The 12,745-nt window shown below is 68.2% G+C and carries 13 protein-coding genes and 2 pseudogenes; 6 read left to right on the top strand and 9 right to left on the bottom strand.

Annotated features, from left to right (window positions below):
* Positions 1–2: 2 nt before the first annotated feature.
* From Q8R27_RS13250 to Q8R27_RS13240, 3 genes are all read left to right on the top strand, one after another.
* Positions 3–845 carry a hypothetical protein gene (locus Q8R27_RS13250; RefSeq protein ID WP_305699456.1) on the top strand — a complete coding sequence of 281 codons (843 nt, stop codon included), beginning with the start codon at positions 3–5 and terminating at the stop codon, positions 843–845.
* A 69-nt stretch (positions 846–914) separates the two neighbouring features.
* Complete coding sequence (locus tag Q8R27_RS13245) at positions 915–1,112, top strand: hypothetical protein (protein WP_305699455.1); 198 nt, start codon at positions 915–917, stop codon at positions 1,110–1,112.
* Positions 1,113–1,683: 571 nt separating this feature from the next.
* A complete protein-coding gene (locus Q8R27_RS13240) occupies positions 1,684–1,914 on the top strand; it encodes a hypothetical protein (RefSeq protein WP_305699454.1) in 231 nt (76 codons plus the stop codon).
* Position 1,915: 1 nt separating this feature from the next.
* Here the strand turns inward: Q8R27_RS13240 and Q8R27_RS13235 are convergent, their stop codons facing one another.
* The 3 genes and pseudogenes from Q8R27_RS13235 to Q8R27_RS13225 form a co-directional block, all read right to left on the bottom strand.
* The gene (locus Q8R27_RS13235; RefSeq protein ID WP_305699453.1) at positions 1,916–2,713 is read right to left on the bottom strand and encodes a tyrosine-protein phosphatase; all 798 of its coding nucleotides are present in this window, start codon (positions 2,711–2,713) and stop codon (positions 1,916–1,918) included.
* Positions 2,714–2,801: 88 nt separating this feature from the next.
* Positions 2,802–3,002: a cold-shock protein gene (locus tag Q8R27_RS13230; protein ID WP_305699480.1), complete on the bottom strand. Its 201-nt coding sequence runs from the start codon at positions 3,000–3,002 to the stop codon at positions 2,802–2,804.
* Positions 3,003–3,221: 219 nt separating this feature from the next.
* Positions 3,222–3,422, bottom strand: a pseudogene (locus tag Q8R27_RS13225) (cold-shock protein); the annotation flags it as partial.
* 314 nt (positions 3,423–3,736) lie between these two features.
* On the opposite strand from Q8R27_RS13225, the gene Q8R27_RS13220 reads away from it, so the two are divergent.
* Entirely contained in the window at positions 3,737–5,200 is a 1,464-nt protein-coding gene (locus tag Q8R27_RS13220; RefSeq protein ID WP_305699452.1) for an MFS transporter, read from the top strand.
* Between the two features lie 39 nt (positions 5,201–5,239).
* Here Q8R27_RS13220 and mrdA read toward each other — a convergent pair whose 3' ends face one another.
* From mrdA to Q8R27_RS13205, 3 genes and pseudogenes are all read right to left on the bottom strand, one after another.
* Complete coding sequence (mrdA, locus tag Q8R27_RS13215; RefSeq protein ID WP_305699451.1) at positions 5,240–7,207, bottom strand: penicillin-binding protein 2; 1,968 nt, start codon at positions 7,205–7,207, stop codon at positions 5,240–5,242.
* Between the two features lie 325 nt (positions 7,208–7,532).
* Positions 7,533–7,835, bottom strand: a pseudogene (locus tag Q8R27_RS13210) (low affinity iron permease family protein); the annotation flags it as partial.
* A 105-nt stretch (positions 7,836–7,940) separates the two neighbouring features.
* The gene (locus Q8R27_RS13205; RefSeq protein WP_305699450.1) at positions 7,941–8,279 is read right to left on the bottom strand and encodes a hypothetical protein; all 339 of its coding nucleotides are present in this window, start codon (positions 8,277–8,279) and stop codon (positions 7,941–7,943) included.
* Between the two features lie 208 nt (positions 8,280–8,487).
* On the opposite strand from Q8R27_RS13205, the gene Q8R27_RS13200 reads away from it, so the two are divergent.
* Together Q8R27_RS13200 and Q8R27_RS13195 are read left to right on the top strand one after the other, a co-directional pair.
* Positions 8,488–8,667 carry a hypothetical protein gene (locus Q8R27_RS13200; RefSeq protein WP_305699449.1) on the top strand — a complete coding sequence of 60 codons (180 nt, stop codon included), beginning with the start codon at positions 8,488–8,490 and terminating at the stop codon, positions 8,665–8,667.
* Between the two features lie 71 nt (positions 8,668–8,738).
* On the top strand, positions 8,739–9,902 hold the full coding sequence (locus Q8R27_RS13195; RefSeq protein WP_305699448.1) for an acyl-CoA dehydrogenase family protein: 1,164 nt from the start codon (positions 8,739–8,741) through the stop codon (positions 9,900–9,902).
* 1 nt (position 9,903) lies between these two features.
* On the opposite strand, the gene Q8R27_RS13190 is transcribed toward Q8R27_RS13195, so the two are convergent.
* The 3 genes from Q8R27_RS13190 to Q8R27_RS13180 all read right to left on the bottom strand — a co-directional run.
* The gene (locus Q8R27_RS13190; RefSeq protein ID WP_305699447.1) at positions 9,904–11,352 is read right to left on the bottom strand and encodes a hypothetical protein; all 1,449 of its coding nucleotides are present in this window, start codon (positions 11,350–11,352) and stop codon (positions 9,904–9,906) included.
* Between the two features lie 8 nt (positions 11,353–11,360).
* Positions 11,361–12,137, bottom strand: a complete 777-nt coding sequence (locus Q8R27_RS13185) for an NAD(P)-dependent oxidoreductase (protein ID WP_305699446.1) — start codon at positions 12,135–12,137, stop codon at positions 11,361–11,363.
* Positions 12,138–12,139: 2 nt separating this feature from the next.
* Positions 12,140–12,745, bottom strand: a 606-nt coding sequence (locus Q8R27_RS13180; RefSeq protein ID WP_305699445.1) for a glycosyltransferase family A protein, incomplete at its 5' end; no start/stop codon positions are given.

Raw genomic sequence — 12,745 nt, 5'->3', positions numbered from 1 at the left:
CCGTGGGCGAATTCGATGGCTGGGTGGGACGCCAGGAAGAGGCGCTGGACGTCGCCTCCCTCAGCGCCGCCGATCGGCTGGCCGCCGTCCTGGACCATCAGACCCCGCCGTGGCGCGCCGGCGAGACGCCGCCGCTGGGCCACTGGTTGTATTTCCTGCCCAGCGCGCGCCAGGCCCAGATGGACGTCGACGGACATCCCAAGCGTGGCGGGTTCCTGCCGCCTATTCTGCTGCCGCGGCGCATGTGGGCCGGCGGACGGCTGACGTTCCCGGCGCCGCTGCCGGCGCAAGGCCCGCTGCGCCGGCGATCGACCATCGCCCAGGTGGCGGCCAAGAGCGGCGCGTCCGGCGAGCTGGTGTTCGTCACCGTGCGACACGAGGTGTTCGCCGGCGAAACCGCGTGCGTGGTGGAGGAGCAGGACTTGGTCTATCGCGAACCCACTGCGTCAGCCGCACCCACCGCATCGCCCGCACGCGTCGCGGCCGAGCCGGCTCCGGACGCTTCGCGCTCCGTGACCTGCGATGCGGTGCAACTGTTTCGCTATTCAGCCCTGACATTCAACGCCCACCGCATCCACTACGACCGGGACTACGCGACACGCGAAGAGGGCTATCCGGGCTTGGTGGTGCACGGGCCCCTGATCGCCACGCTGCTGATGGACCTGCATCTTCGCGACCGGCCGGACGCGCAGGTCGTCGGCTTCAGCTTTCGGGCCCAGCGACCGACGTTCGACGGGCGTCCGTTTTCGCTGAATCTGAAGCGGACCGAGACCGGCGCCGACCTTTGGGCGGCCGGCGAAGACGGGGCCGTGGCGATGAGCGCCAAGGTCGAGATCGCCGCCTGATGGAACCAGCCGGGCGGAACAAGGCGGGCGGGGTCGAGTTGTCTTCTGCGAACAGCAGGAGGCACGACCATGGGCGACAAGGATCAGGTGCAAGGCGAGGGCAACTACGACGCCAGCCGCGAATTCCAGCGCGAACAGCACGAGTTCGCCAAGACGGGGCCGGTTGGCGAGAAGGCCCGCGAAGCTGAAGAAGCGCTCGATGGGCCGGATGCAGAAGAACTAGAGCGCGCGCGCCGCGAGACCGGCGAGGGCAAGACCCATTCCTGACAGTGGTCAGCGCGGGCTCATGTCCGGCTTGACCGCCAGATAGATGGCGAACCCCCAACCGAGGCCAGCGCAAAGGTAGAGCAGCGCGCGCTGCAGGTAGCTGGGCAGGTGCTTGGACATGGCGGTTGAAGGAGGACCTCGTGCCCTCCATCAACCGCGTTCGCCAGCGATCGTTCCTAAGCGCACAGCCTATTTCGCGGCTAGTAGCCGATGGCGAGGGCTGTGCCCAACGCGTCCGCCGCCGCCGCACCCGGTGTCGAGGGAGTTGATCCCAAGGTCCAAGGTCCGGCTGACGCAACGGGCCGACTGGTCGGCCTCGACCACGCGGCACAGGCGTCTCGCCGGTCGCCGGAAACTATCGACGTCATCAGGAGTACTGGTTGGCGCGCGAGGCAGGCCGCGGGCAGGGTGGCCTCTCGCAATCCCTTAGGATTTAAGGAATCCCGATGCGTCGATGTCGCTGGCCGCTCCACCGAATGCGCCGCTGACGCCGCAAGCGCGGTGTCATTGAGCGCCGCCCTCGGCCCAACCTCGGGCCATCTGAAAGTCCCAGTTCTTATAGGAGCATTCCATGGCTCTGCTGTTTTCCGTGACGCCCGCCTCTGATGGCTGGGCTGTCCGTTCCGAATCCTTGGCGCGCGAGCTATTCTTCAAGCAGGGCGGCCGCGCCGAGGCGCAAGCCCGTGCGTTGGCCGAAAGCGCCGCTCTGGAAGGCCGGAGCGCCGAAGTGCGCGTTTTCCTGCGCGATGGCGCGCTCGCCGGGCGCTTCGTCCACGCGCCCGCTCAGGCGTTGGCCGGCTAGGTCAGGCCTCGATCAGACGGCTGCGGACCTGGCGGCGACGCTCCTCGTCCAGGCCCGCGACCTGCTCGAGGAAGGCCTGAGTGGTCCCGAACTTCCGCTCGATCCATCCGAAAGCGTTGTCCAGGAAGTCCAAGTGCACCCCGGTCAACAGGGCCGAGGCGTCGTCTTCGAGCGGACCGCCGGCGACTTCGCTCACCATCGCGTGCGCGTAGGCGAGCCGCTCCGGCGTCGTGCGTCCGCCGCTGGCCAGGTAGTCGGCTTCGATGGTCTCGCGTGAGGCGCCCAGCGCCGACAACAGCATGGCGCTGACAAATCCGGTGCGGTCCTTGCCGGCCGAGCAGTGGATCATCACCGGCGCGTCGCCTGCGGCGATGCGTTCGAACAGGCTGCGCAGCGCCGGCGCGCTGGCCGCGGGGATCGACTGGTAGATGCGGCTCAGCAGGGCGTGGATGGCGGCCGCGCTGGCGTCGTCCTTGAGCACGTCCCAGACAGAGCCCTTGGCGCGCACGTCCGAGCCGATGTCGAAGTCCAGCACCTCTACGCCGTGATCGCGCCAGAAGGCGTTCGGCGAGGCGGCGGATTCCGCGGCGCTGCGCAGGTCGAACACTACGCGGACGCCCAGCGCATGCAGGCATTCGGCCTCGTTCTCGCTGGGCGCGAAGACCATGTCCGAGCGATAGACCATGCCGCGTCGCATGGGCAGGTCGTGCACCTGCGCGGCGAGGTCACGGAAATTGGGGGCGCAGGCCAAGCGCAGATCCTGCGCAGGGCCAGTGGCTCCGGTAGCTGCGTCCGGCATCAGGAATCCTTGCCGCGTTACCGGCTGTTGGTCGCCGTCGTGCTGCGCGCGCGGCCAGCCTGCCGCCGCACGCGCAGCCCGTTGAGCCTTAGTGTCCGACGCGCAGCCGAACCGCGGAGGTCTTGCCGCTACGACGGTCGGTCTCGAGTTCGTAGTCGACGGGTTGACCTTCATCGAGCCCGTGCAGGCCCGCCTGCTCGACGGCTGAGATGTGCACGAAGATGTCGGCGCCGCCGTCGTTAGGACGGATGAAGCCGAAGCCTTTGGTCTGGTTGAACCATTTGACCACGCCGGAGCCCGGGCCGCCGCTGGGCGCGGAGTCGCGCCGAGGTTCGCCGCCACCGTAACCCCCGCCGCCGCCGCGATCACCGTACCCGCCGCCGCCACGGTCGCCATATCCGCCACCGCCGCCGCGATCGCCGTAACCACCGCCGCCACCGCCGAAGCGATCGGATCGACCTTCGGAGCGGGGGCTTGATCGGCCGCCGCCGCCGCCGCCGGCCAGCAGGCGCAATTCGCTCGCCGCTGATTTGCCGGACCTTCGATCCTGCTCGACCTCGAAGCTCACTTGGTCGCCTTCGCTCAGACCGTCGAGGCCGGCGCGCTGCACCGCAGAGATATGCACGAAGATGTCGGTTCCGCCGCCCTCGGGAGCGATGAAGCCGAAGCCTTTTTCACCATTGAAGAATTTTACAGTGCCAGTTGCCATTCAGTCCGACCTTCCGACGCCTGCCCGCCGGAACCTCTTGAAATCCTCACCGCCCCGTAAGCCGAATGAGGTCATTAATGCAGTGGCGCGGTCTGGCGTCCGAAACGGCGCGCCGTTTCGGACGGCCGGTGGGGCGCGGCCATCCAGCGTCTTAATTCAAGCGCGGCCGGCGCGAAACTCTTCGTTCCATCATCTTGCCGTGGTTGGGGCGCGAAACCGCTGGCGACACCTTGCGGCCGGCCCCTTGCAGCGGGCATGGACCGGGGCAAGCGGCTCGGCTAGAGAACGTCATAACAAAAATAAGGGGGAGGTCTATGAGCGGCACAACAGGCGGCGCCGACAAGAGCGGCGGTCAAATCGAGAGCTCATCGGATATGCCGGCGGGTTCTGTCGTGGCGCCCACCGTGTTCAGCAAGAATAGGACGGGCTGGACGCTGTTTCTTCTCGCGGCGATCTACGCGAACAATTACGCTGATCGCTCGATTCTTGGCATCCTCGCCCAGCCGATCAAGGTCGAACTCAACATCAGCGACACCCAACTGGGCTTGCTGACGGGTCTGGCCTTCGCCACTTTCTATGCACTCTTTGGCTATCCCCTGGCGCGCGCCTCGGAGCGGATCGGCCGCGTCAATGTGATCACGGCTTGCGCGCTGATGTGGTCGGCGATGACTGCGCTGTGCGGAACTGCGGCCAACTTCACGCAGCTCATGATCTTCCGCTTCGGCGTCGGAATCGGCGAGTCCGGTCTCGCAGCGCCTGCCCACTCGCTGATCTCGGACTATTACCCGGCGTCCAGGCGCACCTCGGCGATCGCGTTGTTTTCGATCGGCGTCCCGATCGGGGCGCTGATCGGTTCGGTGGCGGGCGGATGGCTGGCGCAGAACTATGGTTGGCGCACCGCCTTCGTGGTCGCAAGCCTGCCCGGCTTCCTGTTGGCCCCGCTACTGCGCTTCACGGTCAAGGAGCCGCCGCGCGGCAACTGGGACGCAAGTCGCCTGGCCGGCGCGGCAGCCGCGCCAACCCCGCCGCTGAAGGAAGTGGTCAAGAAGCAGTTCTCGACCAAGACCTTCCGTCACTTCTGCATCGGCACGGTGGTCGCCACCTTCGCCGGATCCGGCGGCGGCGCGTTCCTCGGCGCCTACTATGTGCGCCGTTTCGCCATCGACTACACGACCGTGGGCCTGGTGCTGGGCATGCTGAGCGGCGTCGCCGCGCTGATGGGCACCTTCCTGGGCGGGTTCATCACCGACTTTCTCGCCCGCTGGAGCAAGCGCTGGTACGCCGGGCTGCCGGCGCTGGCGCTGGCTTGCGCGGCGCCGATCTACCTGCTGGGCTACATGCAGACCGACTGGCGGATGCAGGTGGCGATCATGTTGGTCTCCGGCACGCTGGTCAGCCTCACCACCGTGCCGTTCTACGGCTTGACGCAGAACCTGATGCCGGCGCGCATGCGGGCATCGGCGGCGGCGGTGATCTTCTTCTTCATCAACCTCATCGGCCTGGGCTTCGGACCACTGTTCTACGGGGTGATGATCGACGCGGTGACCAAGCACCTGTTCGCCGGCTATGGCCTTGGCGAGTATGTGGCCCTGTGCGGCAACGCCGGCGTCAAGGCGGCCGCGGAGAACATCGCCACGGCCTGCCATACCGCCACCGCTCAAGGTACGCGCTGGACCCTCGCTGCCGGCATGATCGGTTACGTCTGGGCGGCGGTGCACTTCTTCATCGCCAGCCGCAGCATCACCCACGATCTGAACGAGGCGGCGGCGACCAACTAGGCCGCCAATGGGGGCGGGCGCTGTTCGCCCCCCGGAGCCTCAGACATGTGGGCTAGGCGCCCGGCCGGCGATGACCGTCGGATCGTCCGGGCGCGCGCCGTCGTCGTCCGGAGTCGCCGGCAGCGGCGGGATCGGCAGCGGATGCTCGATGCGCGCGCGCACCTCGGGATCCTTCAGCAGCGCGATGCGCATCAATTCCCGCGCCCTGGGCGCCGCGGCCGAGGCGCCCCAGCCGCCGTGCTCGACCAGCACGCTGATCGCGTAGCGCGGATCGTCGTAGGGGGCGAAGGCCACGAACCAGGCGTGGTCGCGCCAAGCCCAGTCCAGGTGCAGTGTAGCGCGTGAGCCGCCCTTGTAGGTGTGGGACTGGGCAGTTCCGGTCTTGCCGGCCATCTTCACGTCGCCGAGGCCCAACTGACTGGCCAGGAAGCCGGTGCCGCCGGCGTCGTTGGCCACCGAGGCCATGGCCGCGCGCACAAGGTCGAGGTGTTCCTTGGCGACGCCCAGGTCGGTGGCGAGCCCGCCCGGCGGACGCTCGACGCCGCCGATCGAGCGGATCAACCTCGGCTCGATCGCCTTTGCCCCGTTGGCCAGCCGCAAGACCATCACGCAGAGCTGCAGGGCGTTGACGTTCAGATAGCCCTGGCCGATGCCGAAGCTGGGCGTCTCGCCCGGATGCCAGACCGGGTCCTTGGGGAAGTTGCGGCGCTTGTAGGCGGTGTCCGGCACCAGGCCGTGCTTCTGCCCCGGAATGCCGATGTCGAAGATCTGGCCGAGGCCGAACTTGCGCGCCGTGGAGGCGATGGCGTCCGGGCCGACCGCGAGGGCAGTCTGGTAGAAATAGATGTCGCAGGACGTCTTGATGGCGTCGTGCATGTCAACGGTGCCGTGGCTGCGGTCGCAGTGCCACACCCGGCCGCCCCACGGCCAGGCGCCGCCGCAGTGGTGGGTCGTCTGCGGGCTGATCCCGTGCTCCAGCGCCGTCAGGGCGACCAGCGTCTTGAACGTCGAGCCCGGCGGGTAGGTGGCGGTGAGCGCCTTATTGAACAACGGCTTGCGCTCGTATTGCGCCAGCGCGCGGTAGTCCGCCCCGCGCAGGCCTTTGACGAAGCGGTTGGCGTCGAAGCTTGGGGCGGAGAACAGGCACAGGACGTCGCCGGTGCGACAGTCCATCATCACCGCCGCACCGCTCTCCTCGCCGAACACCTCGAGCGCCCGGTTCTGGATATCGGCGTCGAGCGTCAGGCGGATCTCCTTGCCCGGCGTAGCGGGGATGTCGCCTTCGGGGTCCTGGCGCACCTCGCGGCCACCGGAATCCACCTCAACCTTGTGAGCGCCGGGCTTGCCGCGCAGGTCCAGATCGAAGGCCTTCTCCACCCCCTGGCGGCCGATTCGGAAGCCCGGATGCAGCAGGATCGGGTCGGCGTTGGGCCCTTCGGGCGTCAGGTCCTCGCGGGTGACCTTGGCCACATAGCCGATGACGTGGGCGAACGCCGCGCCGGACGGATAGACGCGCACCTCGCCCATGTCGGCGGTGACGCCGGGCATCTCCGGTTCGCGGATGTTGATCGCTGAGAATTGATCCCAGCTCATGTCCTCGGCCACCACCACGGGAACGCCGCGCGGCGTGCGCGCGATCTCTTTCAGCAGACGCTTCTGGCGGTCGGGGTCGAGCGGGACGAAATTCTGCAGGGTGGTCAGCGTGCCCTTGGCGTCCAGCGTCGGCTCGGGCACCACAAGCAGGCGGAAGTTGGGGCGGTTCGACGCCAGGACGACGCCGTTGCGGTCGACGATGATTCCGCGGGGCGGCGGGGCCAGGTGGAAGTTGAACTGGTTCGACGCCGAGAGTTTTTGGTAGCGCTGGGTGTCGAGCACCTGCAACTGCGCGAGGCGTGCGCCCAAGGCCACCAGCCCTATTCCGGCGACACCGCCGATCAGGAAGGCTCGGCGATGGAACTGGGCCTGCTTTTCGTTGACCTCTGCGTAGAACAGCGACGGCTGCGACATGCCCGGATTCCGGCCTCGACTCTCCACGCCGAACACCCGGCGTGAAGCGCGGACGGTCGGCCCGGCCCGCCTGCGCGTCAAGGCGCGGCAGGCGCGAAACATCGGCGCAGGGGCGCCAGGCGCCGGAGGGGGACGTCCGGCGACGCGAAGTGTTCGCCGCCGCTGCGCGCTTGGGCTTTGCGGCGGAGGTCCCGGGCTTCGGGTCCGGTTTCGGATCGCCCGAGCCCTTGCGCTCGCCCATCGCCTTGGTCACTTGGTCAGCCAGGGCGCCGTGGGTCTTGGCGGCTTTCTCGCAGCGGGACTTCAGACTGGCCAGCTCCTTATCGGTGGGCTTCTCGATGCCGATGAACTCGTTCTCCGCCAACGACGACAGGATCAGCTCGTCGAGCTTGGCCTGAACGGCCGCGCCGTCCCGGTTTTGGGTGTTCTGAATCAGGAACACCATCAGGAAGGTGATGATCGTGGTCGAGCTGTTGATCACCAGTTGCCACGTCTCGGAGAACTTGAAGATCGGGCCGCTGGCCGCCCAGACCACCACCATGACCACGCACGGGATGAACGCCACCGGCGACCCGGTGACGCGCGCGGCGCCGGAAGCAAATTTGGCGAAGAGCTTATCAGCGTTCATGAAACGGGCTCCGACCTGAAAACGGCCGAGGCTCCGCCTCGTTCATCGCGATCAGGGACGACCACGCGGGGCGGCCCGCAAAGGCCGCCCCCGATCGTCCGGCCTTTAGTAGTGGCCGCGGTGGTCCTGACGGTCGTGGCGTTCGGCGAACACCTGCTGGCTCAGGCGGTCGAACCGCGTATCGAGGTCACGGCGCTCGCGCATGTCCAGGCCGCCGCCTGAACGACGATACTGACGCTCAAGCTGGGCGAGCTGATTGAACTGACCGCGCAGACGCTGGGCTTCGGGGCGGGTGAGGTCGCCTTTGCGCACGCCCTGGTCGATGCGGCGCTCGAGGTTGGCCTGGCGCTGGTTGATAGGCTGCCACGGGGCGGCGCTGGCCACGGCGGGGATGGCCGTGGCGAGCAGCGAAGCGGCGGCGATGGAGATCATGAAGCGTTTCATACTGCACCTCTTGGGTTCGGCGGGGTTCGCCGATCTGATGGAGCCATTAGAGACCCCCTGTCCCTGAACGCTGTCGGAGGCCCGAAGTCGGCCGCCGTTCATCTTGGCGGCGCGCTCAGAGGATGGGGTAATGGCCGGATCGGCGCAGGCATTCCCGGCGCGGCGCTTGCAGGCGTAGAGGCTTCTGCCCGAATTGGGACGCGCCCACATGCCTGACGCCGCCGCCGTTCTTGCCTACTCCTTGCGCGAAGAAGGAACGGCCTGGATGTGGCGTGTCTACGACCTCGAAGGCGAACTGGTCGCCGCGGGCATGGCGGCTTCCAAACAGACCGCTCAGGCGGATCTGGCGCAGGTCTACGCCGAGCGCGCCGAGACCGACCCCAACTAGACTCGATTGCGCCGCTTGGACGGCGCCGCGCGCGCAGGTATCGGTGATCCCGAGACCACGGGAGCGCGCACATGGCCTACGACGCCGAGCAGACCTGGCCCGAAATCCGCGAGGCGGTGCGCAAGCTCTGCGCCGATTTCCCTGGCGAGTACTGGCGCGCCTTGGATCGCGAGCGGGCCTATCCGACATCGTTTGTGCAGGCGCTGACGCGAGCGGGTTTCCTGTCGGTGCTGATCCCTGAGGAGTTCGGCGGCTCGGGGCTTGGCCTGGCGGCGGCCACCGCGGTGCTGGAGGAAATCCACCGCTCGGGCTGCAACGGCGGGGCTTGCCACGCCCAGATGTACACCATGGGCACGATCCTGCGGCACGGCAGCCCGGCGCAGAAACAGGCCTACCTGCCGGCCATCGCCTCCGGCGCACTCAGGCTGCAGGCGTTCGGCGTCACCGAGCCCGGCGCCGGGACGGACACCACACGCATCTCCACCTTCGCCCGGCGTGACGGCGACGACTATGTGGTCAACGGCCAGAAGATCTGGATCAGCCGCGCCGAGCACTCCGACCTGATGGTCCTGCTCTGCCGAACCACGCCGCGTGACGAGGCGGCCAAGCCGTCGGACGGCATGAGCGTGCTGATCGTCGATCTCCGAGAGGCGGTCGGTAACGGGCTGACCATCCGCCCGATCCGCACCATGCTGAACCACGCGACCACCGAACTGTACTTCGACGACCTGAGGGTGCCGGCGGCGAACCTGATCGGCGAGGAGGGGCGGGGCTTCCGCTACATTCTCGACGGGATGAACGCCGAGCGCATCCTGATCGCCGCGGAGTGCATCGGCGACGGAAGGTTCTTCATCGACAGGTCCAGCGCCTATGCGAACGCCCGCGAGGTGTTCGGCCGTCAGATCGGCGAGAACCAGGGCGTGCAGTTCCCGATCGCGCGCAACTACGTCCAGCTCTCGGCCGCGGCGCTGATGGTCGACAAGGCCGCCGGCATGTTCGACGCCGGCGAAGCCTGCGGCACCGAAGCCAACATGGCCAAGATGCTGGCCTCGGAGGCGTCCTGGGCGGCGGCCGACACCTGCATCCAGACCCATGGGGGGTTCGGCTTCGCCGAGGAGTACGACATCGAGCGCAAGTTCCGCGAGACGCGGCTGTACCAGGTGGCGCCAATCTCCACGAACCTGATCCTCAGCCACGTGGCGACCCACGTCCTGGGCATGCCCAAGTCGTTCTGAACTAGGGCCGCGCGTCCGGCGCGAGCACCAGGAAGCCGGACGGGCGGCGCACCACGCGGAAGTCGCGTGCGGGCTCGCCTCCGACCGCCACCATCGCGGCGAGCTGGGCGTCGCTCAGGGGCTTGAGCAGCATCCAGTCCACATGCTCGGCCCACCCCAGCACCGGGCAGGGCGCGGGCGTGCGCAGAGTAGGCGGCGTGCCCGCCGCAATGGCGCGGAAGGTGGCGCTCGGCAGTCCCGCCGCGGTCGGATAGAGCTCGATGAACGGACTGCCGAACGGCGGACGGACATTGATGGAGCCGGCGGGGCAGGCCTGCGCCAGGCGCGCCACGGTGGGCCCCGCCCAGACCATCTCGTCCAACAGCACCTTGCGTGCGGCGAAGGGGCCGGCGGCGGCTCCGATAGCCCAGGCGGCGAGCGCCAACAGGGTCGCGACATTGCGCAAGCGGTCAGGCGTGGGCTGTATCCACAGGTCGCGGATCAGGAACGCCGCCAGCACGCCGATCGCCGGCGCGCCCACCATCCAGTAGCGGCCGACGATCACTGGTACGACGAACGAGATGGCGATCGGCGCGACGACGAACAGGACGATCGCCGCACCGAACACGGCGATCAGGTCGAGACCCCGACGAGCGGCGACACAGACCGCCAGGAAGCCCGCGAACAGCAACACGCCCAACAGGGGGCCGAACTGCAGATCGCTGACGAACTTCAGCGCCTCGACAACCGAGGGTACGTCGAAGATCACCCAGGACATCTCGCCGGTGTGGCTCGCGGCCATCACGGCGAAGGCGGCCAGCACCAGGCCAGATGAGAAACAGAGCGCGACGGCCGGCGCCCAGAGATCGCGGCGGCGGCCGGCGAGGGCGTACAACGCGAACCCGACCCCCAGGCTGCCGGTCATGAAGCCGGCGAAGACATGCGTCCCTGACGCGAGCAGGCCCGCCAGCGCCAGCGCGCCAACGCCCGTGCGCGTCACGCCGGCGCGCAGCATCCAGGCCGACAGCCAGGCGGCGGCGAACACTACCGCCATAGGCAGCGCGTAGTGGCGACCTTCCAGGGTGTAGGCGACCACGGGACCGCTAAGCAGGAAGGCGGCGCACGACAGCAGGCCCAGCCGCGGCGCCCGCCGCCACGATGTCGCCAGCACCACGGCGACCCCCGCCACGAGGCTGGCGACGTTGAGCGCCACAAGCGCAGTACGCGGTTCATGGAAGAGGCGGCGGAAAACCTGCAGCGCCATGGCGTACAGTGGCGGATTGGGGTCGGCGAGGATGCGCCAGCGCAGGTTGCCGAGGAAACCGCCTTGCGGGTTCGTCGCCCACAGTGACCACAGCTCGTCGGCCCACAGGCCCTTGATCGGCCACAGCCACGCCTCGATGGCGATCAGCAGTCCGATGGCGGCGGCGAACACCGCCGCGGAGAGGCCCAGGCTGGCTTTCGGACCCATCGGCGATCTCAGGCCGAGCGTCGCGGCTTGAGCAGCCGCGCGATCAGGTGCGATGCGGGCGGTCGAGTCGCGTTCCGCGACGCCGCCACGCCGTCCTGCGGGGCGAACCCAAGCGCCTCGCGCGTCGTCTCCAGGCTCCAGCGCGATCCGGCGTTCGCGGACGTCAGGTTCGCGACCAGCACGCCTTCGATCGGCGCACGGATCGCCAGTTCAAGCCCCTGGCAGCCGTCGCGCACGCTGAGCCAGCAGCCATAACCCCAGACATCGATCGCGTCGGCCGCCTCACGCATTCCGCCGATCCGTAAGGCGACGGTGGGGACGCCGTGGGCGCGCCACATCGCGTAAGCGACGCGTTCGGCGAACAGCTTGCTGGCTCCGTAGGCGTTTGCCCCAGGATCGGGCTGCGCTGCTGCCTCGATCGGCCCGGCGTCAGCCAGCCGCGCTGCCATCGCCCAGATGCTGCTGGCCAGGACCACGCGCCCAACCTTGTGATGGGCGGCGGCCAGGTAGACGTTCAGGACGGCGTCAACACTGGGAGCGATCAGCGCATCCCACGTGGCGTTCGGCTGCGGGTTGGCGGCCAGGTGGACCACGGCGTCAGCGCCCTCGAACTGAGCGATCCAGCGGTCATCCATAAGGCTAAGGTCGGCCTGGATGATGTGCGGGTCGCCACGCGGGTCGATGTCCAGCAGCCTCAGCTCATACCCACCGCGAGCCTCCAGGTGTGCACGCAGTTGCGTTCCGATTCCGCCAGCAGCGCCGGTGATGACGACCACCCTGGCCATCTTCAGGTGTCCAACGCCTGTGCGGCGCGGCGGCGGTCGAGCATCTTCTTGGCGGCGCGCAGCACGTGAAGTTCGATCATCGACTTGCCGCGGGTCATGTTGTCTTCGTGCCGCCGGACGATCAGGCTGATCTGTTCGAGGCGGCCGACGGAGAGGCCGAGCTCACGCGCGCGATTGTGCCAGTCGGTGTCCTCGCCGAAGCGCATCTCCTCGTCGAACAACCCGTTGCGGGAGAAGGCGTCGCGCCGATAGAGCGCCGCGCCGATGTAGTCCGGGAACGACTCGCCCGGATTGCCGATGTAGCGCATGCCGCCTTCGGCCTCGACGTCCACCTGGGCGAGCTGGGCGCGGCCCATGACCAGGTCCGCCTTCCCATCGGCCAGGGCGGCGACCAGGCTCGACAGATTGTCCGCCGGCCACAGGTCATCGACGTCCAGGAAAGCCAAATACTCGCCGGATGCGTCGCGGATTCCGCGGTTGCGCGCCGCTGACGGCCCCTGGTTGAGTTGGCGAAAGAAGCGCACGTCCACCGGCAGGGCGCGCACTGCAGCCTCGATGTCGTCGCTGGAGCCGTCGTCGACGACGATGATCTCCACCGCCGGATACTG

The organism is Phenylobacterium sp. (genome assembly GCF_030697305.1).
Classification (GTDB): Bacteria; Pseudomonadota; Alphaproteobacteria; order Caulobacterales; family Caulobacteraceae; genus Phenylobacterium.
This window is presented reverse-complemented; position numbering and strand designations above follow the sequence as displayed.

Excerpts from the sequence above, each read along its gene's own strand:
- Q8R27_RS13245 (WP_305699455.1), top strand. The coding sequence starts at position 915 with ATGGGCGACAAGGATCAGGTGCAAGGCGAGGGCAACTACGACGCCAGC.
- Q8R27_RS13240 (WP_305699454.1), top strand. The coding sequence starts at position 1,684 with ATGGCTCTGCTGTTTTCCGTGACGCCCGCCTCTGATGGCTGGGCTGTC.
- Q8R27_RS13235 (WP_305699453.1), bottom strand. The coding sequence starts at position 2,713 with ATGCCGGACGCAGCTACCGGAGCCACTGGCCCTGCGCAGGATCTGCGC.
- Q8R27_RS13220 (WP_305699452.1), top strand. The coding sequence starts at position 3,737 with ATGAGCGGCACAACAGGCGGCGCCGACAAGAGCGGCGGTCAAATCGAG.
- mrdA (WP_305699451.1), bottom strand. The coding sequence starts at position 7,207 with ATGTCGCAGCCGTCGCTGTTCTACGCAGAGGTCAACGAAAAGCAGGCC.
- Q8R27_RS13205 (WP_305699450.1), bottom strand. The coding sequence starts at position 8,279 with ATGAAACGCTTCATGATCTCCATCGCCGCCGCTTCGCTGCTCGCCACG.
- Q8R27_RS13200 (WP_305699449.1), top strand. The coding sequence starts at position 8,488 with ATGCCTGACGCCGCCGCCGTTCTTGCCTACTCCTTGCGCGAAGAAGGA.
- Q8R27_RS13195 (WP_305699448.1), top strand. The coding sequence starts at position 8,739 with ATGGCCTACGACGCCGAGCAGACCTGGCCCGAAATCCGCGAGGCGGTG.
- Q8R27_RS13190 (WP_305699447.1), bottom strand. The coding sequence starts at position 11,352 with ATGGGTCCGAAAGCCAGCCTGGGCCTCTCCGCGGCGGTGTTCGCCGCC.
- Q8R27_RS13185 (WP_305699446.1), bottom strand. The coding sequence starts at position 12,137 with ATGGCCAGGGTGGTCGTCATCACCGGCGCTGCTGGCGGAATCGGAACG.